Below are 21,749 nucleotides of genomic sequence, written 5' to 3'. Positions count from 1 at the left end.
ATAGGTTTTTGTTACTTCTTTATAAGAAATTTACTATAAATACGCAAAGATATCAATTCCCAGCGGCTGAAGCCCGCATCGGTCCTGTTCTCTAAACCCGTATATTTTTGTATTACTTGAAAATGCGGATTTCCTTCTTAAACATAGTGAAATTACCTTTATTACAATACGGAATGCACCCAGAGCATAGGGCCACAGGACGAAGTTACATCAGCCCCAATAAGGTTAATTCTGTTGATTATTAATCCTTATTATTTAACAATATGAAGCAGATGGCCGTATCCCTCTTTTTCCATATCTTCTTCGGGAATAAATCGAAGAGAAGCGCTGTTTATGCAATAGCGAAGGCCGCCGAGCTCTTTAGGACCGTCATTGAAAACATGGCCTAAGTGAGCGTTTCCCGTTTGGCTTCTAACCTCGGTTCTCACCATTCCTAAAGTATGGTCAGTCTTTTCATAAATAAGGTCATCGGATATGGGTCTTGAAAAGCTTGGCCAGCCGCAGCCGGAATCAAATTTATCGCTTGAAACGAATAAAGGCTCTCCCGTGGTAATATCAACATAGATGCCTTTTTTATAAAGGTTCCAGTATTCATTATTAAAAGGCGGTTCTGTTGAACTATTTTGCGTAACATTATATTGAAGCTCTGTAAGCTCCTTCTTCAGTGCTTCTTTATCTTTAGGAGCATATTTGCTTTTGAGAGCTTCTGCTTTAGCGGCTTTTTCAAATAAGTCATTGCCTATATGACAGTATCCTCCGGGATTTTTTAGGAGATAATCCTGATGGTATTCTTCCGCTGAATAGAAATTTGAAAGAGGGGCGACTTCTGTTGCAATAGGCTTTGTGTATTTTTTTTGCACCTCTTTAATTTTATTTTCGATTATTTGTAAATCCGAGGGTTCGGTGTAATATATGCCGCTTCTATATTGTGTACCGATATCGCCCCCTTGCTTGTTTACGGAAGTAGGGTCTATGGCATCGAAAAACATATCCAACAGAAACTCCAGAGGGAGTATTTCCTTATTATATTCTATTTTAACCGTTTCCGCATGCCCTGTATTATTTCTGCAAACCTCTTCATAAGTAGGGTTTTCTGTATTTCCATTAGCGTATCCAACTTCAGTTTTCTCCACGCCTTTAATTAATTGTATATATTTTTCCATACCCCAAAAACAGCCGCCTGCAAGGTAAATTACTGCCATACTATCACCTCTTATATTTTATTTTCTAAGTATCATAATTTTATCATAAGAAAGGGCATTCGTCGATAATGGTATATATTTTTATAGTTTTAAGGGGTGTCTGAAAAGTCGAAACCTTAGTCTATTTTGCCGGAAAAAGTAGCCTTATCATCAAAAATTCTTAAATTCATATTTTTAGCTAAAATATTCTTTGATTTTTGGTTTTCAAGCACTGCCCAGATATAAAAACGCTATAGGGCTTAAAATAAAAATATATTCTCAATAATATTATTTCATTAAAATTTAAAATTATTTAATCATAACTACCGGCTTAGCCGGTAGTTTGCTCTGCCCCTATAAGGGGCTCTTACTGGCATGCGTCTGAGGACGCATCGAAGCGGTTTGCCAACCGCATTTACTTCCCAATAACCGCTAAAGCGGTTTATTTTTTATTTCCTTTCACTGGCTCCCCCGTAAACGGGTCAATATATTCTAACAATGAAATTTGATCTGCTACTTTATCTTCTTGTATTTGATTTCTAATGTATTCTTCTATTTTTTTCGCATTTTTACCTACTGTATCAACATAATATCCTCTACACCAGAAATGTCTATTCCCATATTTATATTTTAAATTTGCATGTCTATCGAATATTATTAAAGAACTCTTTCCTTTCAAATATCCCATTATCTCTGATACACTATATTTAGGTGGTATTCTGACTAACATGTGTATATGGTCACTACAACATTCTGCTTCTATTATTTCTATACCTTTTCTTTCACATAATTCTCTAAGTATCTTTCCTATATCCGCCTTTAATCTTCCATAAATTATTTGTCTTCGATACTTTGGAGCAAATACCAGATGATATTTACATTCCCAGGTTGTATGTGATAAACTATTTTTGTCCATCGGACACACCTCCTATGATCTAATAATTGTGGTTGGCAAACCCACTTTATTTTATCACAGGGGGTATTTTTCTTGAAGCTAAAGCATTTTCCCTCCACCTGCATAGCAGGTGGTTTATTGTATGAGATACAATGCAGAAAGCATAAGGCCCGGAATAGTTTTCCGGGCCTTATGCTTTCTAGGAGTAGAGATGCTTGTTATAAGCTTTTTATTAAGAAACAAGGAGGTTAGGGCTTAGGAATGCGATTGCCGAAAGAGCATAATTATTTTTCTCTTTTCTTAAATTTTCTTCTTTATTTTTTATATCATAAGCCTGCTCGTCATATTCAATCTGGGTTATTTTGCCAAGCTCAAGCTTTGTTTTTAATATTTCCAGCTGTTTATATGCTTCTTCAAGCTCCATTTCCTTTGATTTTATAGTAACTTCGGATTCTCTCAAACTGTTATAAGAATCAATAACGCTCTTTTTTACTTTTTCCACTGTATCGGAATAACTTCTGGAGGCCTGATTAAAGCTTGAAAGAAGCTGCTCATATTCACCGTAAGATTCGCTGACAAGCCCTGTTACCGTATTGTAAGGCTCCGTATAATTATCAAGCTGATATTCAGCCACAGTCATACTGTCTTTTGCCTGCTGGACGGATAAGCTTTTATTTACAAAAGTATCAGTATAGGCCGTAAGGTTTACTTCGGGTACGACTTCATATTCAAGTTCTAAAACAAGCTCATATGTAGTATCAAGGGGCTTTCCCATATAGCTGTTAAGGTCTCTGTAGGCCTTGTTTATGGTGCTTAAATAAGCTTCCTTTGACATGAGGCTCTGTTCGTAAGCGGCCGCTTCCTTGTCATAATCATTTTGGCTTATTTTGCCAAGCTCAAGCTTTACTTTGGAAATATCAAGCTTCTTTTTCTGTATTGCAAGGGATTCTTCGTAAAGTTCAGCGCTTTTTTCCGCATTGATAATTGTATTGAAATATTTTTGTATGTTATATTCGACATTTTCCTTTTGGGAATCAATATTTTTAATGCTTAAAGCACGGCTTAAGTCCAGGTTCATCATATTTATGCTTGCATTCAGTATTGCGTCTGTAGTTGTCGCCGAAAGATAAGTATCTGTAGCTTTTTTCATTTTGTCATCGTAGAGCTCAAGGCTTTCCTCAGCGTTTTTTATATTTGTATCATTTTCTATGGCTTTTTTTGCCGCATCCTTTATCGTAAGGGTTTCGAGCGGGCTTGCGCTTTCGGCAAATACAAGGCAATTTGACGAAAGCATAGCAGCTATAAGAGCCAATAAAAATAGTTGTCTCATAATTTTCATATCGTATCACTCCGTAAGTTTTTTCCTCTGAGAGAATAATTATTCATATCTTAAAGCTTCTATAGGATCAAGCATTGCGGCTTTATTGGCAGGATATACTCCGAAGACAATTCCTATCACCGCAGAAATCAATACAGATATCAGTATAGCCTGGGAATTGAGAACAGCGTTGATATCCATATATTTCCCCACTGCTATTCCGCCGCCCCAGCCGGCAAGTATGCCTAAAAATCCCCCCATGGCTGTAATAATAAGAGCTTCTATAATAAACTGAATCCGTATGTCACTGTTTTTTGCTCCTATGGATTTTCTTATGCCGATTTCTCTTGTTCTTTCCGTAACCGTAACAAGCATTATATTCATAACCCCTATGCCTCCAACAAGAAGAGATATGCCGGCGATAGAGCTTATCATAATGGTTACGGTTCCCATGACACTTGTTATCTGATCCATAAAATCGGCAATATTTTGCACGTAATATTTATCCTGATTATTATGGGCGGAACTTAAAGAGTCTTTTATTAAGGCAGCAAGGCTATCCAGCGTATTCGGGTCTTCTCCCGTAACGGCTATCTGGCTTATATATTCTCTGTTGGCAAGGCGCATTGCCGTGGTTATGGGCATTAAAACGGTAATAGGGTAATTGTCGCCGTACATGGTGCTGAATTCTTTATTTGTATCTTCTATAATTCCTACAACCGTATATTTATTTGTACCGCGCCATGATTTTAAAGATATTTTGCTTCCGATGACCCTTTCTTCTGCCGTACCGAATATGGCTTCGGCTGAGGTGTTGTCTATTACAACGACTTTAGATGCCATATCCACATCATTTGCACTTATATACCTTCCGTATAAGAGCGTAGAGGACTGGATATTCATATACTGTTCATTTATCCCTGTTATATTGGAAGTTCTGGTCTCCTTGGGGTTTTGCAGCTTTACCTGCATACTGCTTACTGAAAAAACAGGAGAGGAATATTTAACACCCTCAAGGGTTTCTATTAAATCGGCGTCGGCAACAGTAAGCTGGTCGGCGTCTCTTATTTGAACGTCGCTTGAAAGGGTAACGGTGAGATTTCCTGTTCCCATGCTGTCAAACTGGGCGTTTATGCTCTGAGTGCTTCCTTCTCCGATGGAGGTTATTATTATTACGGAGCCTACGCCTATGATAATGCCCAGCATAGTTAAAAGCGATCGCATTTTGTTTGAAAGCACGTTTGATATAGCGCTTTTTACGCTTTCAAATAAATTCATCGAGAACCTCCTTGGTTGATTATTATAGGATTTTCAGCCTTTTTATCCGATATGATCTTTCCGTCTTTAAAGGTGATAATTCTGCCTGCATACATGGCAACGTCAGGCTCATGGGTTACTATAACTATCGTCGCGCCTGCTTTATTTAAATTCTGAAATATTTCTATGATTTCAAGAGTTGATTTTGAATCCAGATTTCCCGTGGGCTCGTCGGCAAGAAGGATGCTTGGGTTGTTGACAAGGCTTCTTGCTATGGCTACTCTTTGCTTCTGGCCTCCGGACATTTCATTGGGCTTATGACGGAGTCTTTCGCTAAGGCCTACTTTTTCCAAAGCTTCTTTGGCACGCCTTCGCCTTTCTGAGCCGGAAATATTTGCGTATATCATGGGAAGTTCTACGTTTTCCAGAGCGTTTAGCTTGGGAAGCAAATTATAGGACTGAAAAACAAAGCCTATTTTTTTATTCCGGATTTCTGCAAGCTGATTATCCCTTAAATTATTTATTTCAATATCATCCAGGAGATATTGACCTGAAGTAGGCTTATCAAGGCATCCCAGCATGTTCATAACCGTGGACTTTCCCGAGCCGGAGGCCCCCATTATAGCCACGAATTCGCCCTTGCTGATTTCCATGTCAACGCCTGATAATGCTTTTACATTTATTTCCCCTTGGGAATATATTTTGACCATGTCAGTGATTTTAATTATATTCATGAGAACCTCCCAACTACTGCCTTCCCATTGGCCTGTTTCCGCCGCCGGAAGGTGCGCCACCGCCGCCAGAAGGCATGCCGCCACCGGAGGGTGCGCCTCCTCCTCCGGGAATCAGACTTTCCAGCGGTGAAGTTGATTCCTGATTAGAAGACGGCTGAGAACCGGCATTTATTTCCGTTGCATATAGATCAAGAGGGGTATTATCCTGCATATTTGCAGTGGGTGAAGTGATTATTTCGTCGCCTTCCGAAAGGCCTGATATAATCTGTGCGTTCATGTCGTTATAAGCGCCTTTTTCCACATATGTTTTATGGATTGTTTTGCTTTCGTCAACCGTAAAGACATAATATTTATTTTCGGAATTGTCTTTTTGAACGGCACTCAAGGAAACGAGAGGAACCTCCGATACATCTGTCACAAGTATTTCCAAATCTACCGAATAACCGGGTTTAAGCATGCTGTCCGGATTTGAAACGGATACCTCTACGGCTACGGTAGTTTCGCTTCCGCTGAAGGTATTCGTCACATTTGCGACGGGAGATATATATGTAATTTCGCCTTCGTATATTTTGTCTGCTATGGCGTCTGTGGTGATGCTTACTTTCTGGCCTATTTTTAAAAGCGGAACGTCGTATTCGGAAACATTGGCATTGACTATGAGATTATTTAAATCTGCTATTTTCATTATGCTTGTTTCGTTATTTACTATGGAGCCTTGTTCAACATTAAGCTCAATAACAGTCCCTTCAACATGGGATACGCTTGCTTCAATAAGGTCTGAAATCTGATCCTTTATGTTTTGTATCGAAAGCTTTGTTTTTTCTATTTCATTTAGCTGTTTATTATAATTTATTTTTGAGGCTTCATCGCTTAAGGGTGTTTTAGCGCTTTCATAATTAAGATTTGCCTGTTTAAGAGAGTTTTCTGCGTTAGCAACAGATTTTTCTAAAGATTCAATATTAGATTCGTTGTCTTTTATGCTCTTTTCAATTTCCTCTATGCTTTTAAGGTCTGTGTTGTAGGTCTCCTGGCTTATTGCCCCTGCGTCCAAAAGTCTTTTATTGTCCTCGACGTTTTTATTGGCTTCTTCCAGCTGTTTTTTTAAACTTTCTATTTGTGTTTCTGTACTTTTCAGATTATTTTCAGCATCTAAAAGGGCTTTTTCAGCAGAGCTTATGCTGTTGGAAAGCTGTAAAAGCTCGGCTTCCGTTTTTTCGGAAGTAAGGCTTTTTAAGGTAAGATTTGCAGACTGCAAAGAGAGATTCTGAGAAGCAAGGCTGTTTTCAAGCTCCTTTTTTGAATAGTCTACATCGTACTCCACAAGAACATCTCCCATTTTAACGCTGTCTCCCAAATTAACAAGGACATTGGATACTTTTTGGGTAGTTTCGATATAGATACCGTTTACGACTGAAGGATTTACCGTTCCGGAAGCGGTGACATATTCCGAAATATTTCCCTTTTCCACACGCTCTGTTGCCGGAAGAGATATTACGGTATTTTTCTTATTTTCATTTCCGGAATTACCCAGAACGTGATATATACCTACTCCCGAAGCAATTACCGCAATTGCCGCTATTACTGCTATCTTCTTTTTTGATTTAAGCATTATAACACTCCTTAAATTTATTTGAAAAATAAAATCAAATGGGGGATAACCGTGAATTTCAAATCACCATCGAAAGATATTTGAAGGCATCGAAGCTCCTTTTCTTAATGAATTATAAAACAATATCCTTAAAATAGTCTGAAAAAAACATTTCAGACTATTTTAAGGATAAAATGCTAGAATATATTTATAGCAAATCTCTTATAAAGAAGCAGCAAAAAAACGTTCACATACAGTTTTGCTGCTGCTTAAATTTACTATAAATAACCTATATAGTAAATTTGCTTTTTTTCCTCAGTAAGTAACGGGCTCTAAGAAAGCATAAAGTCAAGGAAAAGCAAATTTACAACGCTGCTGTTTTACTTTAATTCGAGTATAAGAAAAATATAGCATCAATAAAAGATGTGAGCAATTAATTTATTTCACCGGATTTTTTAGGTCTCTATATTTAATTCATTATAAAATATGGAAAGGCAAATATTAATTTGATATACTTTTTATAAAATCCATTAAAACAGAAGGCTGATTATTATGAAAATACTTATAGTAGAAGATGAAATCCGCCTGGCGGAGGCTCTCATGCAAATTATGAAGGAGCAAAAATATATAGCCGATATTGTAGGTGACGGGGCCGAAGGGCTTCATTATGCTCTGAACGGAAATTATGACGTAATAATACTTGATATAATGCTTCCGTCTATGACGGGCTACGAAATAGTAAAAACAATGCGGCTGAGCAAAAACCCAACTCCCGTACTGATGCTTACGGCGCGGGACGAAATCTATGATAAGGTTCAGGGGCTTGATTTTGGTGCAGATGATTATATGACGAAGCCTTTTTCTACCGAGGAGCTTTTGGCAAGGATAAGGGCTCTTTCCAGAAGACAGGGAGAAGTAGTTTTAGATGAGCTTATTTATGGGGATCTGCATTTGGGCCTTTTGACCAATACGCTTTCCTGCGGCAAAAAATCTGTACACCTTGGGTTTAAAGAATTTGAAATAATGAAAATACTCATGTCTTCTCCCAATGCCATAACGCCGAAAGAGGTGCTTATAGATAAGGTTTGGGGAGAAAATTCCGACGCTGAGGATAATAATGTTGAGGCATATATATCTTTTCTCAGAAAAAAGTTCTTTTTTCTCAATTCAAAGGCAGGAATTGAAACCATAAGAAAGGTAGGCTATAAGCTGGAGGGCGGAGCATGATAAAAAGCCTTAGAAGAAAGTTTGTTTTAACCAATATGATACTTGTGTTTATGGTTCTATTTGCCGTATTTTCTTTTATTTTGGTTTCAAATATAAATAAGGCAAAAAGAGAAAGTGAAATAGTTTTGCAAATGAGCTTAAACAGAAGGCCTATGGAATTTGACCCGGCAAAACGTCCCATGGAAAATTATGATAGGTTCCCTATATTTATAACCAGAATAGGAAATGACGGCAATTTTTCCAGATTCCCTGTTTTTATAGCGGAAATAGAAAAAGACGGAAGCCCTGAGCTTTTATATTCGGACAATATAGAAGTGTCTGAGGAAATGCTTAAAGAGGTTGCCGATAAATCCATGAGCGAGAAAACCAATAAGGGCATTATTAAGGAATATAATATGAAATTTTTAAAATTCAAGGAAAATGGTGAAACTAGAATAGCCTTTACGGAGCTTTCGGCAGAGCAAAAGGCCATTTCCAATGCCATATTAGGCTTCTTCCTCTCTCTTTTTTCTACTATGGCTGTTTTTTTCTTTATTAGCTTATTTTTATCTAAAATTGCCCTTACTCCTGCCGAAAAGGCATGGGAGCAGCAGAGGAGGTTTGTTTCCGACGCTTCCCATGAACTCAGAACGCCTCTGACGGTAATATTAGCAAATTTAGGCATTCTTGAATCAAATAAAGGAGATATAATAAACAACCAGATTAAATGGGTAGATAATACAATGCATGAGGCGGAAAGAATGCGGGGCCTTGTAGACAATCTTTTGTTTCTTGCAAAATCCGACAGTACAAAGGAAAGAATGATTTTAGATAAGGTTAATTTAAGTGAAATAGCGATAAATATTGCACTGTCTATGGAATCTATTGCATTTGAAAGAAATATTTCCATAGATATAGAAGAAGTATCGGAGGATATTTTTGTCTTGGGAGATAAAGGCGAACTAAGCCGGCTGGTAATGATTCTTGCAGATAACGCCGTCAAATATTCCAAGGATTACGGAACGGTTTCTATTAATCTGAAAGAGAGCTATTCTAATAAGATTCAGCTTAAAGTAACAAATTTCGGCGAGCCGCTGACAAAGGAAGATATTGAGCATATATTCGACAGGTTTTACAGGGCCGATAAATCCCGTTCAAAAAGCGGTTACGGGCTGGGGCTTTCAATAGCAAAAAGCATTGTTGAAGGGCATAAGGGAACGATTTTAGCAGAAAGCTCTGACGGCCTTACGGTTTTTACGGTTATATTAAATCAATATGAAAATAAGCAAATAAGAAGAAAGGGATTCTTATTACAGAAGAATAGATAGTTCTATGAATTTAAATTTATGGTAATTTTCAATTTAAATAGGAATAAAACAATTTCATTTTATTTGAATGAATGGTTTGGTAAAATTCATTCTTCCTTACTGTTTAAAATGAAATTGTCTATACAATTGATAAGTTTAAACTTTGTATTTTGTTTGTTAAACTCCTATATAAAAGTAACGCTTCAAAGAAATCTTCTGATTTATAGTAAATTTCATATAAAGAAGTAGCAAAAGCCTATTCCCTTAAGGCTTAAAAACACGGATTTCCTTCGGAAACGGTACATTTTTTAGCCTTCGTGAATATACGGCTTTGCTGCTATTTAACTTTAAATTTACTATATATCTTCTTTAATATAAAAACTTCCTGAATATAAAAATAACCCAATCACTTTTATTCCTTTATGATTGGGTTATTTTTTATTTATTATTTATTCTATTATGGGAAGAGTGTTATCCTGCTCATTATTATTTTCAGGCGGCTTTTCAGTACCATTATTCTGAGGAGGAGCAGTATATTCGGGAACTTCCGGAAGCTCGGTTGAAGGATTGCTTGGAATATCCGGAGGAGTTTCCGTGGAATTATTGTTTTGGTTATTATTATTATTATTATTGAAGTTCGGGAATGTGGGGAAGGTAGGGAAAGTCGGCGACGGATTATCTATATCAGGATTTTCCGTTCCTTCTCCATTGGGGAATATAATAAGGCCTGTTTCAGGGTCTATGATATAATCTCCATTACTTTCCGGTACCTCCTCCGTATAGTTGGAATTAAGCCTTGTTTCCTTATTTCCGTCTATCATGGACTGAGGGATTTCATAATCGTTATTTGTTATTTCAGCATCCGGCTTTACGATACCTATGATGGTTTTTCGTCTTTCACTAGGAGTAGATGCGTCTGAAAGCCTTCCTGTAAGGGAGTCAATTTCTATTGAGCCGTGAAGGTCGCAATATTCTGTAGGTGCGGTTCCAGCGGCAAAAATATCTGTTACCGTTCTGCTTCCCCTTACATCGCTGTCACAAAGCCCGGGAACAGCAAGCTTACCTGAATCAAGGCATATTGTAGCCGTCGTTATGCCGTTTGGTTTATCGAAATCTTTGTATTCAAGGTTTCTATGGATTTCTTCCATTACATGGCTCCATATAAGCATATGATAGCCTCTGTCTTCATTAATATTCTTTTCTTTATCCCATCCCATCCATATTCCGGCAACGTAATAAGGCGTATATCCTACAAAGGTAAGATCCTTCGTATTGGTGGATGTTCCGGTTTTTCCGGCGATGGGCATTTTTACTTCTTTAAATCTTGCCTTGCCGCCGGTTCCTCTGGTTAAAACGTCTTTCATCATATCCGTAAGAATATAAGCGGAGGTGCTTTTTAATACTTCTCTTCTTTCTTCTTCCGGTTTATATTCAAGAAGAACCTGGCCTTCATGGTCGAGGATTTTTGTATAGAAAGTAGGTTTTTGATAAACACCATTATTTGCAATGGTTCCGTAAGCTGCCGTAACTTCAAGCTGAGTAACGCCGTCTGTAAGACCGCCTAAGGCAGTTGCAAGGCCTCTGTCAGTAAAGACTTTGCCGCCCCTTGCTTCTCCATCAACCAAAGTGGTGAAGCCAAATCTTAAGAGATAATCGAAGCACGCATCTACACCGGTATTATCCATATTTCTAACGGTAGCTACATTCATAGAGTTATAAATTCCTTCTCTTGCCGTAACGGGGCCTTTATATACGCCGTTCCAGTTTTTAGGCCATTCTTCCCCTTTCGCATTATAGAAAGGTTCATCCATAATTACGGAGCCTGCACCGATTTTGCCAAGGTCAACAGCAGGGGCATAAGAAGCAAGGACTTTAAATACGGAACCGGGCTGGCGCTTCGCCTGAGTAGCACGGTTAAAACCTCTGTTTGTTGTTTTTTTACCTCGTCCGCCTACGATAGCCTTAACATGACCGTTATGAGGGTCAATGATAACCATGGCTGCCTGAGGCTGTATCACATAAGTAGGCCTTTCAGCCACAAGTTCTTTATTTGAGGTAAGGTATTTATCTTTTATACTTTCAACGAATGCGTCGGCGGCTTCCCTGTTTTTTACTGTAGCCGTTTCTTCGTAATGCTCCTGGGTATTTGTTACGGTATTCATAACGGAAATATTATAAGTTACATCGATTTCATAGTCGGATACGGGGAAGAAGGAATCGTCCAAAAATGTATCCGTTAAAATCTTCTGCATATTTTTGTCTTGAGGCGTATATATTTTCAATCCTCCGTTATATACCTTATGAAGCGCCAAAGCTCTTGAATAGTTCTTCTGTTCTACAAGGTCGTTTACGATTTCTTCTATAAGCTGGTCTGAATAATAATCGTGGACGTTATTTGTTTCGTCTGCATAATTTCTATACTGGCTAACTCTTGCATAAACATCGTCATTGAGGGCTTCTTGATATTCTGCTTCGGTTATAAATTCAAGCTCTTTCATTTTTCTAAGAATTACCCTTTGCCTTTCTTTATTGTTTTCAGGGTGAAGGGCAGGGGTATAATAAGTAGGCCTTTGGGTAATGGCGGCTATTACAGCGCATTCCGACAAAGTAAGCTCTGATACATCTTTATTGAAATAATACTGTGCGGCAGTCTGAACGCCGTTAAGGCCATGGTTTAAGGCTATGGTATTTAAATAATCCTCAAGAATATAATCTTTAGCTTTTTGCTTGCTTCCAAGCTGCTTTTCCAGCTGTTCTTCGTATTTTACGGCCAGATACTGCTCTTGAAGCTTTGTAACGAGGGTATTTCTTTGAACCTTTGCTATATTGTTTTTTATAACCTGCTGAGTAATCGTACTTGCGCCCTGGCGGTTATCTTTTAAAACAGTTGTATAAACCGCCCTCAGCATACCTCTGAGGTCAATGCCGTTATGAGAATAAAATCTTTCATCTTCTATGGCCACAATGGCGTTTTTCATGTTTAAAGGTATCTGGTCAAGAGATACATACTCTCTGTTTTCTTCACCTTTGAAATAATCGATCTCCTCGCCGTTTTGGTCGTATACGATAGAGTTATAGCTTTTGGATTGAACCATATAGTATTCATCAAGTTTAGGGGCGTTTTCTATGATTCCCATATAAGCTCCAAAAGCTATTCCGGCTACGGCAAAGCAGCCGATGATAGCGATAGAGAGCAAAATTCTAAATATTACAACAACGGCCTTATTCCGGACCTTTTTCTTTTTAGAGCCTGCATTTTTTCTTTGTTTTGCGTTATTTTCTTTTGAATAATTCATTATTTACCTCCTAAATAAAGGAAAGAAAAGCATTGATGTAGTAAATTGAACTATAATATTAAAACAAAGCTTATATAATGAAAAGCTCTGTTTTGTGAGTCCATTTATTGATTAAGTTCATACACCATAATCCCATACAATTATAGCAGATGGATTTTTAGTTTAAAAGCTTATTTTAAATTGTTAAGATAAAGTTAATTTATACTAAGTATGCGCCCTCTTATGGCTAAGGACCTTATATTTAAGTTTGTTAGCCGTAATAATCCTTATAACTAAAGAGAAAATTCTATTTTTTTTATCACATTTTTAAAATGAATCATACCGGCTTTTGCAATCTTATTTTTTAGCTTTTTTGACAGAGATTTAAAGGGATATATGATCATGGCGGAATTTTTTATGCCCCATGTGGCTATAATCTTTCCTTTAAATAAGATAGCAGGCTTTATGATTCCTGTAAGGGTTATGATTTTTCGTATATCCTCCTCATCAATAATGAAAGATTTATCCTTATACCCTAATAGGATAGGGTCAAAACCTGTAAGAAAAATAGGCTCTTCTATTTTTTGAGGAATGCTGGCCTTTTCAAAATAATAGTGCTTTTTATTGTTAAGCATAGCAAAGGATAATCCGTCTATTTTTTCAATAATTTCATTTAATTCTTTCATGGTTAATCCAAAAAAGTAAGATGCATCATTTACGGTAGCGGGCCCATAGGATTTAAAATAGCGTTTTAAAAGCTCCAAAAGGGCCTCCTGTCTTTGAGGAAGCGCTTCATCTATTGAAATTGCCCTGAATTTAGAATCGGATACTTTATTAAAGACAATATCGCCTTTTTCAGCAAGGCATTTCAATATACCGCCCCAGCCGGAAAACAGCATGTCCAAATGGTCTTTATATTCAGGCTCATTTTTAAATATTTCTTTCAGTTCTGTTCTTGAAGTATTCCCGTTTTTTATGTGGATTAATATTTTTTCAGTAGTATTATGCATGAATTCACTGTTAAAATTATATCGGTTGAAATAGGACCTGTCGGGATATAGGGCTAGGTAAAGGGGCAGGTCCTCAAAAGGGATTGCGTGCAATGTGCCTCTTAATGTCCATGTTTTGATTAGATGATTGTCCCAGTTTTCATGGCTATTGTTACAGCGAATCAAAATAGAATACAGCACATTATTAAAAAACTGGGCTTGAAGACCACATAAATCTCTGGATAATTCGGTATAATTATTTGACTTTGAGGACAAAAAAAGATTATTTGCCCTTATGCTTATCAAATCTTCATTATACATGTTCTTCCTCCAAATTTATATTTTCATAAGTAAATATAGTATACCATATCAAATATATATTCGTATATCCAATAATTCATTTTGATTATATAAGTATTATATTAATACCAAAATTACACAAAGAAGTGAGGGGTTTTTATATAAAATATTTCATATAAGCTTGGCCTTGGGTTCATTGACACTATATACTGCATTATGATATACTCAAAAAAAGTAAAATAATGGTAAGTCGGCAGCTGGAAAATCTATTATATTAAAAAGGGGGATATTATGGCATCAAGAGAAGAATTAAAAAGAATGGCATGTGAGGCAATCGACAAAAATCGAGAAAAAGTTATCGAAATTGGAGATTCTATTTTTGCAGAACCGGAACTAGGCTATAAAGAGTTTAAGACCGCCGAAAAGGTTAAAAAAGCGATGGATGAAATCGGTCTTAAATATGAAAGCGAAGTAGCAATTACAGGTATCGTTGCTCCTTTGAAGGGCAAAAAATCAAATGCCAGGCTTGCCGTAATGGGAGAGCTTGATGCCGTTGTCGCCCCAGAACATAGATGCGCCGACAAAATTACAGGGGCCGCTCATTCCTGCGGGCATAATTGCATGATTGCAGCTCTTATGGGTGTTGCTTACGCTTTCCAGAACACAGGAATTATGGAGGAGCTTTCAGGAGATATTGTTCTTATGGCAGTTCCTGCGGAAGAATATGTTGAAATAGAGTATAGAAATGAGCTTAAAAAGCAGGGGAAAATTCATTTCCTCGGAGGAAAGCAGGAATTTATCAAGCTCGGCGCAATGGACGATATCGATATGATGATTATGCAGCACTCAACCCCTAATGATGCAAGAGGATTATGCGGAATACCCAACGCCGGTAACAATGGCTTCATGGGCAAGCTTATCAGATATATAGGGAAGGAAGCTCATTCAGGCGGTGCGCCCCACCTTGGTATAAATGCCTTAAATGCCGCAACCTTAGGCCTTACGGCAGTACATATGCAAAGAGAAACATTTCAGGATAAAGACAGCATCAGGGTACACCCGATTATCACAAAGGGCGGGGATTTGGTTAATGTCGTTCCTGCAGATGTAAGAATAGAGACTTATATAAGAGGCGCTAACATGGAAGCCATTATAGACGCCGACAAGAAGGTTTCAAGGGCATTTAAAGCCGGCGGAGACGCAGTAGGGGCCGAAACCGTAATTACAGACCTTCCGGGATATTTGCCTATGAACTTAAATTATGACCTGATGGATATAATGTATGAAAACATGATAGACCTTTTCGGAAAAGATAAGGTTGAATACGAAGGGGCCCATATGTCAGGCTCTACAGACGCAGGAGACGTATCTTATATTATGCCTACAATGCAGTCGAGAATATTTGGCATAACAGGCGTAGGCCACAGCTCAAATTATGAAATAAGCGATAAAGAACTGGCTTATATTGGCGCCGCCAAATGCCTTGCTATGACGGCTATAGACCTGCTCTACGGAGAGGCTGAAAAAGCCATTGAGGTAAAGGCAAATTTCAAACCCCTTATGACAAAAGAAGAGTATCTTAAAGTTTGGGGAAAGCTGTAAATATATAAATTATTTAGATAGTCATGACCACCCGTGACAACGGGTGGCATGAACAAACCCTGTAAGGGTATGATACTGGCAGAGCCTAAAGGCTCATTGAAGGATTTGCCAACCGCATATTTTTCTCAGGCTGCCCCTAAAGGGGCGGCCTTATTTATGCCTTGGCATTCTTGTCACCCGTAAACGGGTCAACATATTCTTTAAGCGTCATTTGGTCCCCTGCTATGTCATCTTGCAGTTGATTACGAATATACTCTGCTATTACTTTTTTGTTGTGGCCCACTGTATCTACGTAATATCCCTTGCACCAGAACTGTCTGTTTCCATACTTATACTTCATACTTGCATGTCGGTCGAAGATCATCAGTGAACTTTTTCCTTTGAGATATCCCATGAAACTGGATACACTTAACTTAGGCGGTATACTGACCAGCATGTGTATATGATCTGGACACGCATTTGCTTCATGTATCTCTACTCCTTTGTGACTGCACAGTTTCCTTAAGATTTCTCCTACATCTGCTTTTATCTTTCCATAGATTACCTGCCTACGATATTTGGGTGCAAACACTATGTGATACTTGCAATTCCATTTTGTATGGGCTAAACTGTTTACGTCATTCATTCTTGAATGCACTCCTTCATTTTTCTTGTGCGGTCGGCAAACCTGCACTTATTTTAAATGAAGGAGTTCTTTTTTTCTACTCATCGGCTTCCGCCTCTTTTGAACCACGGGCCTAGCCCGTGGTTTTCCTTTAACAAACAATAAAGGCTCTTTATAAGGCTTGCACCTTTAAGAGCCTTTTATTATTATAGCAGGGGCGTTTAAAAAGCCTCTAATCAATTTGCTTTTATTCCGCTGTAAGTCTTTGGCTTTAGAGGGCATAGAATATACACGAATGAATGTAAAATAATAAGGTTGTAAATTTTCTTTTCCTTAATTTTATGCCTTCTTGGAGACTGTTTCTTACTACGGAAAAAAAGCAATAAGAATCTTTGCTCCACAAAATACCGTAAGATTAAAACGCCGTAAATAGTATTTGAATCCAATTTGGACAGATATGATGGCAAGATATTCTGTGAATTTAAGAAGCGGTGGTTCGGATTTGCGGTGTATCGTAAATTTCAAATGAAACAGTAATAAAAATCATATATTTTGAATGGCTTAAACATAGCGATTCTATATGTTTAAGCCGTTTATAAAAAATAGATTTTTACTGCTTCCTTCTGTGAAATTTACTATAAAGTTATATTTTATTTTCTTAAATCCTATAATCCGTTTATGATTTTTTGCCGTATATTTATATGTACTGATTGTAAAAGAAAGGAAAATAGTATATATTATAATAAGCCAAGCTTTAATCTTGTTAAAGACTATAGGGACGGAGGATTTCAATGTTATACGGCTTTAATTTATTCATTCTTTTATTATATCTTTTATGCGGAATTCTTGTATTTACCATACACGAAGCAAGCAAAGCATTTATCAGCGCTAAACTTGGGGACCCCCTTCCGAAAAGAGACGGGAGGCTTACGCTCAATCCCCTTAAGCATATAGAACCTATCGGCCTTATTATTATGACTGTTTGGGGTTTTGGCTGGGGAAACCCTGTTGAAACGGCTTCTATATATTATAAAGACAGAAAAAAAGGCACTCTTTTGACTTATACGATTCCTTCATTAATAAACCTCTTTATAGGAATGCTGATAGGTTTCTTTTTAGGCATTATAAAAGATAATACTTTATATACAATACTCTATACTTTTGCAGTGTTAAATATAAGAAATGCCCTTTTCAATATTATACCTGTTTATCCCCTTGACGGAGCTAAGGTATTTGCCGTTTTAAGAAGCCCCGACAAGGCCATAAGAATGGCAAACAATGAAAAAATATATCAAATGCTTTTAATCATGCTGATTCTCTGGGGGATAGTCCCTGCTGTTATTGACCCTGTATGTAAAATTCTTTTAAGCTTTGGCTTTTAAGGAGGGTTCCTTTGAAGGAAATTAATGTAAAGCTTGAAGTGTTTGAAGGCCCTATGGAGCTTTTATATCACCTTATTGAGAAAAATGAAATTGACATATATGATATTCCCATAGCAGAGCTTGCGGATCAATATATTGACTATATTCAAAAATTCCCCTACGATATGGATTCCATGAGCAGTTTTCTTGTTATGGCTTCAAGCCTTCTGGAAATAAAATCAAAGCTGCTGCTTCCTTCTTTAAAAGCAGAAGAGGACGAAGAAACAGACCCAAGGGAAGAGCTTGTTAAAAAGCTTTTAGAATATAAGCGGTTTAAGGAAATTTCCGAAGTATTAAAAAATAGATTTTTATCCGAAGGCAATTTGATTTTCAAAGAAACCGATGAAGAAATAAAAAATCTCATGGACCTTAAGAGCATAGACACTGAAGAAATACTTAGCGGTGTCAGTATGGACACCCTATATCGTATCTTTGAAGACGTTTTAAACAGAAAAGAGCTTAAGGTAGATAAAATAAGAAGCTCCTTCGGTTCCATAAAAAGAGATAGCTTTACTATAGAAGAAAAAATACAGGCAATTCAAAATATGCTCCATAAAAAGAAGAAATTTGAGTTCAAAGAAATATTTCAAGACGATACGGAAAAAATGGAAGTTGTGGTTACTTTTTTGGCTCTTTTGGAGCTTATAAAACAAAAAGAAGTGAAGGTAAATCAAGATAAAACATTTGATAAAATATTTATATCGGTTTACTAAATATAAAAATTATGTCCGGTTTCGGTTTAATACATTCTCTATATTTTAAAAGGTGATTGATTTGAATATAGCAAAAATAGAATCCTGTATAGAAGCTATCTTATTTGCCTGCGGTTCTGAGATGAGTCTTACGAGGATTTCTCAAAGCCTTGAAATTGACGAAAAAACCGCCGCAAGAATAATAAAGGGTCTTTCAGATAAATACCATAATGAAAAAAGAGGCATACAAATTATAGAAATTAATAACTCCTATCAAATGTGTACCAACAGCGAATATTATGAGTATATAACAAAAGCCCTGAATTTATCCTCTAAAAAAACCTTGACTCAGTCCCTTTTGGAAACTTTGGCAATCATTGCCTACAGACAGCCTGTAACAAAATCGGAAATAGAGGATATCAGAGGCGTCAGCGCTGAGCATGCCGTCAATAAGCTTATGGAATACGGGCTTATTGAGGAATTGGGAAGAAAAGACAGTCCCGGAAAGCCTATTCTTTTCGGAACCTCAAATGAATTTTTAAAACATTTCGGCTATAAAGATATCAGAGAGCTTCCCATAATAGAAAATAACGAAGAAGAAAATTAATATGTCAAATATAAAGCTATGGTTAACCATGGCTTTTTTATTATGGCTTAAGCCAGTTGAGCTCGCATAGCGTGCGAAACAAAAAACTACCCGCTATGCGGGTAGAGGACCAAAAGGTTCTACCACAAGAAACACCTTTCCAATAGAATAGTGAGTGTTCAAGCCACTATGCAGAAAGGAAAGGTGTTTCAATGGCAAACCAACATAATAGTTTGTCCCACACAAAGTGGATGTGCAAATATCACATTGTGTTCACTCCAAAGTATAGACGTAAAATCATCTTCAATCAATATCGAGAGTCGATTGGGAAAATTCTTCGAGAGTTATGCGGCTACAAAGGCGTAGAACTGATCGAAGGTCACCTGATGCCAGATCATGTGCATATGTTAGTGAGCATTCCACCAAAGATCAGCATTTCAAGTTTTATGGGATATCTAAAAGGGAAAAGTGCCCTGATGATTTTCGATCGACATGCAAATTTGAAGTACAAGTTTGGGAATCGGCATTTTTGGTCAGTTGGCTATTATGTCAGTACGGTAGGACTGAACGAAGCTACCATCCAGAAATACATCAGAGAATAAGAGCAACATGACATTGCTCTAGATAAGCTGAGTGTCAAAGAATATGAAGACCCCTTTAGGGGTTAGCTGGTAATACAAATAGCCCTTAAGGGCTAAGCAAAAGAGGCAAGGGCATAGGGGCTTGAACTTAAGTGAAAGCTAGCATCTTGAGATGCTGGCCGGTAACAAGGCCTTACAGGCCTAGCTCAAACCACCCTTTTAAGGGTGGTCATGATTTTGTTTATTATAGTGAAAAAAGTTAATAACAGTACAGCATGTTTTGAAACGCCAAATCTTAGTTTATTTCGCCTGAAAAAGTAATTTTTTCATTAAAAACACTCAAAGAGCATCCAACATTTCTGTTTTTTTCCTCGAACTTACAGTTACTTTAAAAGTGTTTCAGATTTATACTCGAATGAAAGTAAAACAGTAGGGTTGTAAACTTGCTTTTCCTTGATTTTATGACTTCTTGGAGCCCGTTCCTCACTGCGGAAGAAAAGCAAATTTACTATACATTCTTTTATAGTCGGAAATCTTCTTTTCAAGTTTGTTGACTATGAATGGCCTAAATATAGCGTCTTTATATATTTAAGCCGCTTATGAAAATAGGTTTTTGTTACTGCCTTAAAGTTGTTTTGCTTTATTTGCATATTTGAATTCAATACCGCTAAGAATATATAGGAATTTATTTTTATTTATATAGTAAGTTTCTCATAAAGAAGTAACAAGAAACTATTTACTATAGACTCAAAAATATAGATTTTCTTCGGAAACAGTATATTTTGAGTTTGCGTGAATATACGGTTTTGTTACTGTTTCACTTTGAATTCACTATAAAAGATGCTTATTAATAAAAAGATTTGAGGGGATTTTATGAAAAAAATAATTTTTTCTTTTATATTGGCAATCCTTCTGCCGCTTACTGCATTTGCGGAAGAAGAAATAAAAGTATCCGCCCATGGAGCAATATTAATGGATTTTGAAACGGGAAGGGTATTATGGGAGAAAAATTCCAAAGCGCCTTTGGCCATGGCTTCAACCACTAAAATAATGACTGCAATAGTAGCCTTGGAAAACGGAAACCTTGACGACAAAGTTACCGTTTCGAAAAAGGCCGCTTTAGCACCGGAGGTTAAAATGCATTTATCTGCCGGTGAAGAAATTACTTTAAGGGATTTGCTTTATGCGCTTATGCTTCAATCTTATAACGATTCGGCAGTTGCCATAGCCGAGCATATTTCAGGAGACGTAGCGTCCTTTTGCAATCAAATGACTGAAAAGGCAAAAAGCCTTGGCGCAAAGGATACGGTCTTTGAAACCCCAAACGGCCTTGACGCAGGGGACCACCATTCGACAGCCTATGACTTGGCTTTGATTACAAGTTATGCTCTTAAAAACGAAAAATTTAATGAAATAATAAACACATCTTCGTATACGGCGAAAAGCAATTTGCGGTCATATGATTTGTATAATAAAAATAGGCTGCTGAATGAATTCCAGGGAGCCAACGGAGTAAAAACGGGATTTACAGGAAAAGCCGGCCATTGCTTCGTAGGTTCAGCCAAAAGAGGGGATATGCAGCTGATTTCCGTCGTTCTTGCCAGCGGCTGGGGCACCCAGGGGAAAGAACAGAAATGGATTGATACCAAAAGAATATTAAGTTATGGATTTGAAAAATATCATTATGAGAATATTATAAAGGAAGGGGTTATTTCTGATAAAGTAAATGTAACAAGGTCAAGAAAAGAAGACATCGGCCTTTATATTACAGAGGACTTTACAATTCCTATTACAGAGGAAGAAAAGAATGCAATTCACATAGACATTGATATTCCTTTGACAATTGAAGCCCCTGTTGCTAAAGATGAGGTTTTAGGTTATGCTAATATATATCTTGGCAATGAACTGATTAAACAGATTGATATTAAAACCACTGAATCAGCAGAAAGGCATGACTTTGAAACATCAATTAAAAAGATTATAACCAACTGGCTTAATATGGCCGGAAGCGAGTTAACGCCAGAGGATGTATAATTAATCTTACGATGGAATTTGGACTGTTTTGCAATCTATAGTAAATTTCACCCAAGGATGTAATAAAAATCTATTTTTCATAAACGGCTTAAACATATAAAACCCCTATGTTAAGCCATTCAAAACATACGATTTTTATTACTGTTTAATTTGAAATTTACCATAATCGTCACTTTCTA

Annotated in this window: 16 protein-coding genes and 1 pseudogene; 8 read left to right on the top strand and 9 right to left on the bottom strand. The window is 37.1% G+C overall.

What is annotated here, in order from left to right:
- Positions 1-251: 251 nt before the first annotated feature.
- The 6 genes from msrB to NBX03_RS08545 form a co-directional block, all read right to left on the bottom strand.
- Positions 252-1,202 carry a peptide-methionine (R)-S-oxide reductase MsrB gene (msrB, locus tag NBX03_RS08570; RefSeq protein WP_250227372.1) on the bottom strand — a complete coding sequence of 317 codons (951 nt, stop codon included), beginning with the start codon at positions 1,200-1,202 and terminating at the stop codon, positions 252-254.
- A gap of 421 nt (positions 1,203-1,623) precedes the next feature.
- A complete protein-coding gene (gene tnpA, locus NBX03_RS08565) occupies positions 1,624-2,097 on the bottom strand; it encodes an IS200/IS605 family transposase (RefSeq protein ID WP_250227316.1) in 474 nt (157 codons plus the stop codon).
- A gap of 211 nt (positions 2,098-2,308) precedes the next feature.
- Positions 2,309-3,415, bottom strand: a complete 1,107-nt coding sequence (locus NBX03_RS08560) for a TolC family protein (protein WP_250227371.1) — start codon at positions 3,413-3,415, stop codon at positions 2,309-2,311.
- A 39-nt stretch (positions 3,416-3,454) separates the two neighbouring features.
- The gene (locus NBX03_RS08555) at positions 3,455-4,672 is read right to left on the bottom strand and encodes an ABC transporter permease (protein ID WP_250227370.1); all 1,218 of its coding nucleotides are present in this window, start codon (positions 4,670-4,672) and stop codon (positions 3,455-3,457) included.
- Positions 4,669-5,385, bottom strand: a complete 717-nt coding sequence (locus NBX03_RS08550) for an ABC transporter ATP-binding protein (protein ID WP_323373221.1) — start codon at positions 5,383-5,385, stop codon at positions 4,669-4,671. The genes NBX03_RS08555 and NBX03_RS08550 overlap by 4 nt, the downstream gene beginning before the upstream one ends.
- Before the next feature lie 13 nt (positions 5,386-5,398).
- The gene (locus NBX03_RS08545; protein ID WP_250227369.1) at positions 5,399-6,994 is read right to left on the bottom strand and encodes an efflux RND transporter periplasmic adaptor subunit; all 1,596 of its coding nucleotides are present in this window, start codon (positions 6,992-6,994) and stop codon (positions 5,399-5,401) included.
- Positions 6,995-7,525: 531 nt separating this feature from the next.
- On the opposite strand from NBX03_RS08545, the gene NBX03_RS08540 reads away from it, so the two are divergent.
- Positions 7,526-8,200: a response regulator transcription factor gene (locus NBX03_RS08540; RefSeq protein WP_250227368.1), complete on the top strand. Its 675-nt coding sequence runs from the start codon at positions 7,526-7,528 to the stop codon at positions 8,198-8,200.
- On the top strand, positions 8,197-9,507 hold the full coding sequence (locus NBX03_RS08535) for a sensor histidine kinase (RefSeq protein WP_250227367.1): 1,311 nt from the start codon (positions 8,197-8,199) through the stop codon (positions 9,505-9,507). Before NBX03_RS08540 ends, NBX03_RS08535 begins: the two co-directional genes overlap by 4 nt.
- A gap of 428 nt (positions 9,508-9,935) precedes the next feature.
- Here the strand turns inward: NBX03_RS08535 and NBX03_RS08530 are convergent, their stop codons facing one another.
- Positions 9,936-12,782, bottom strand: a complete 2,847-nt coding sequence (locus tag NBX03_RS08530; protein ID WP_250227366.1) for a transglycosylase domain-containing protein — start codon at positions 12,780-12,782, stop codon at positions 9,936-9,938.
- A 272-nt stretch (positions 12,783-13,054) separates the two neighbouring features.
- A complete protein-coding gene (locus tag NBX03_RS08525) occupies positions 13,055-14,071 on the bottom strand; it encodes a DNA glycosylase AlkZ-like family protein (protein WP_250227365.1) in 1,017 nt (338 codons plus the stop codon).
- Between the two features lie 270 nt (positions 14,072-14,341).
- Here NBX03_RS08525 and NBX03_RS08520 point away from each other — a divergent pair, with 270 nt between their 5' ends.
- On the top strand, positions 14,342-15,652 hold the full coding sequence (locus tag NBX03_RS08520) for an amidohydrolase (protein WP_250227364.1): 1,311 nt from the start codon (positions 14,342-14,344) through the stop codon (positions 15,650-15,652).
- 154 nt (positions 15,653-15,806) lie between these two features.
- Here NBX03_RS08520 and tnpA (NBX03_RS08515) read toward each other — a convergent pair whose 3' ends face one another.
- Positions 15,807-16,277, bottom strand: a complete 471-nt coding sequence (gene tnpA / locus NBX03_RS08515; protein WP_250227363.1) for an IS200/IS605 family transposase — start codon at positions 16,275-16,277, stop codon at positions 15,807-15,809.
- Positions 16,278-17,047: 770 nt separating this feature from the next.
- On the opposite strand from tnpA (NBX03_RS08515), the gene NBX03_RS08510 reads away from it, so the two are divergent.
- From NBX03_RS08510 to NBX03_RS08490, 5 genes and pseudogenes are all read left to right on the top strand, one after another.
- Complete coding sequence (locus NBX03_RS08510) at positions 17,048-17,638, top strand: site-2 protease family protein (protein ID WP_250227362.1); 591 nt, start codon at positions 17,048-17,050, stop codon at positions 17,636-17,638.
- An 11-nt stretch (positions 17,639-17,649) separates the two neighbouring features.
- Positions 17,650-18,390 carry a segregation and condensation protein A gene (locus tag NBX03_RS08505; RefSeq protein WP_250227361.1) on the top strand — a complete coding sequence of 247 codons (741 nt, stop codon included), beginning with the start codon at positions 17,650-17,652 and terminating at the stop codon, positions 18,388-18,390.
- 61 nt (positions 18,391-18,451) lie between these two features.
- Positions 18,452-18,976, top strand: a complete 525-nt coding sequence (gene scpB, locus NBX03_RS08500) for an SMC-Scp complex subunit ScpB (protein ID WP_330638309.1) — start codon at positions 18,452-18,454, stop codon at positions 18,974-18,976.
- A 191-nt stretch (positions 18,977-19,167) separates the two neighbouring features.
- Positions 19,168-19,623, top strand: a pseudogene (gene tnpA, locus NBX03_RS08495) (IS200/IS605 family transposase).
- A 786-nt stretch (positions 19,624-20,409) separates the two neighbouring features.
- Positions 20,410-21,570 carry a D-alanyl-D-alanine carboxypeptidase family protein gene (locus NBX03_RS08490; protein WP_250227359.1) on the top strand — a complete coding sequence of 387 codons (1,161 nt, stop codon included), beginning with the start codon at positions 20,410-20,412 and terminating at the stop codon, positions 21,568-21,570.
- Positions 21,571-21,749: the final 179 nt, after the last annotated feature.

Source organism: Anaeropeptidivorans aminofermentans (assembly GCF_940670685.1).
Classification (GTDB): Bacteria; Bacillota; Clostridia; order Lachnospirales; family UBA5962; genus Anaeropeptidivorans; species Anaeropeptidivorans aminofermentans.
The sequence above is the reverse complement of the archived record's forward strand: the minus strand, read 5'-3'. Positions and strand labels throughout refer to the sequence as shown.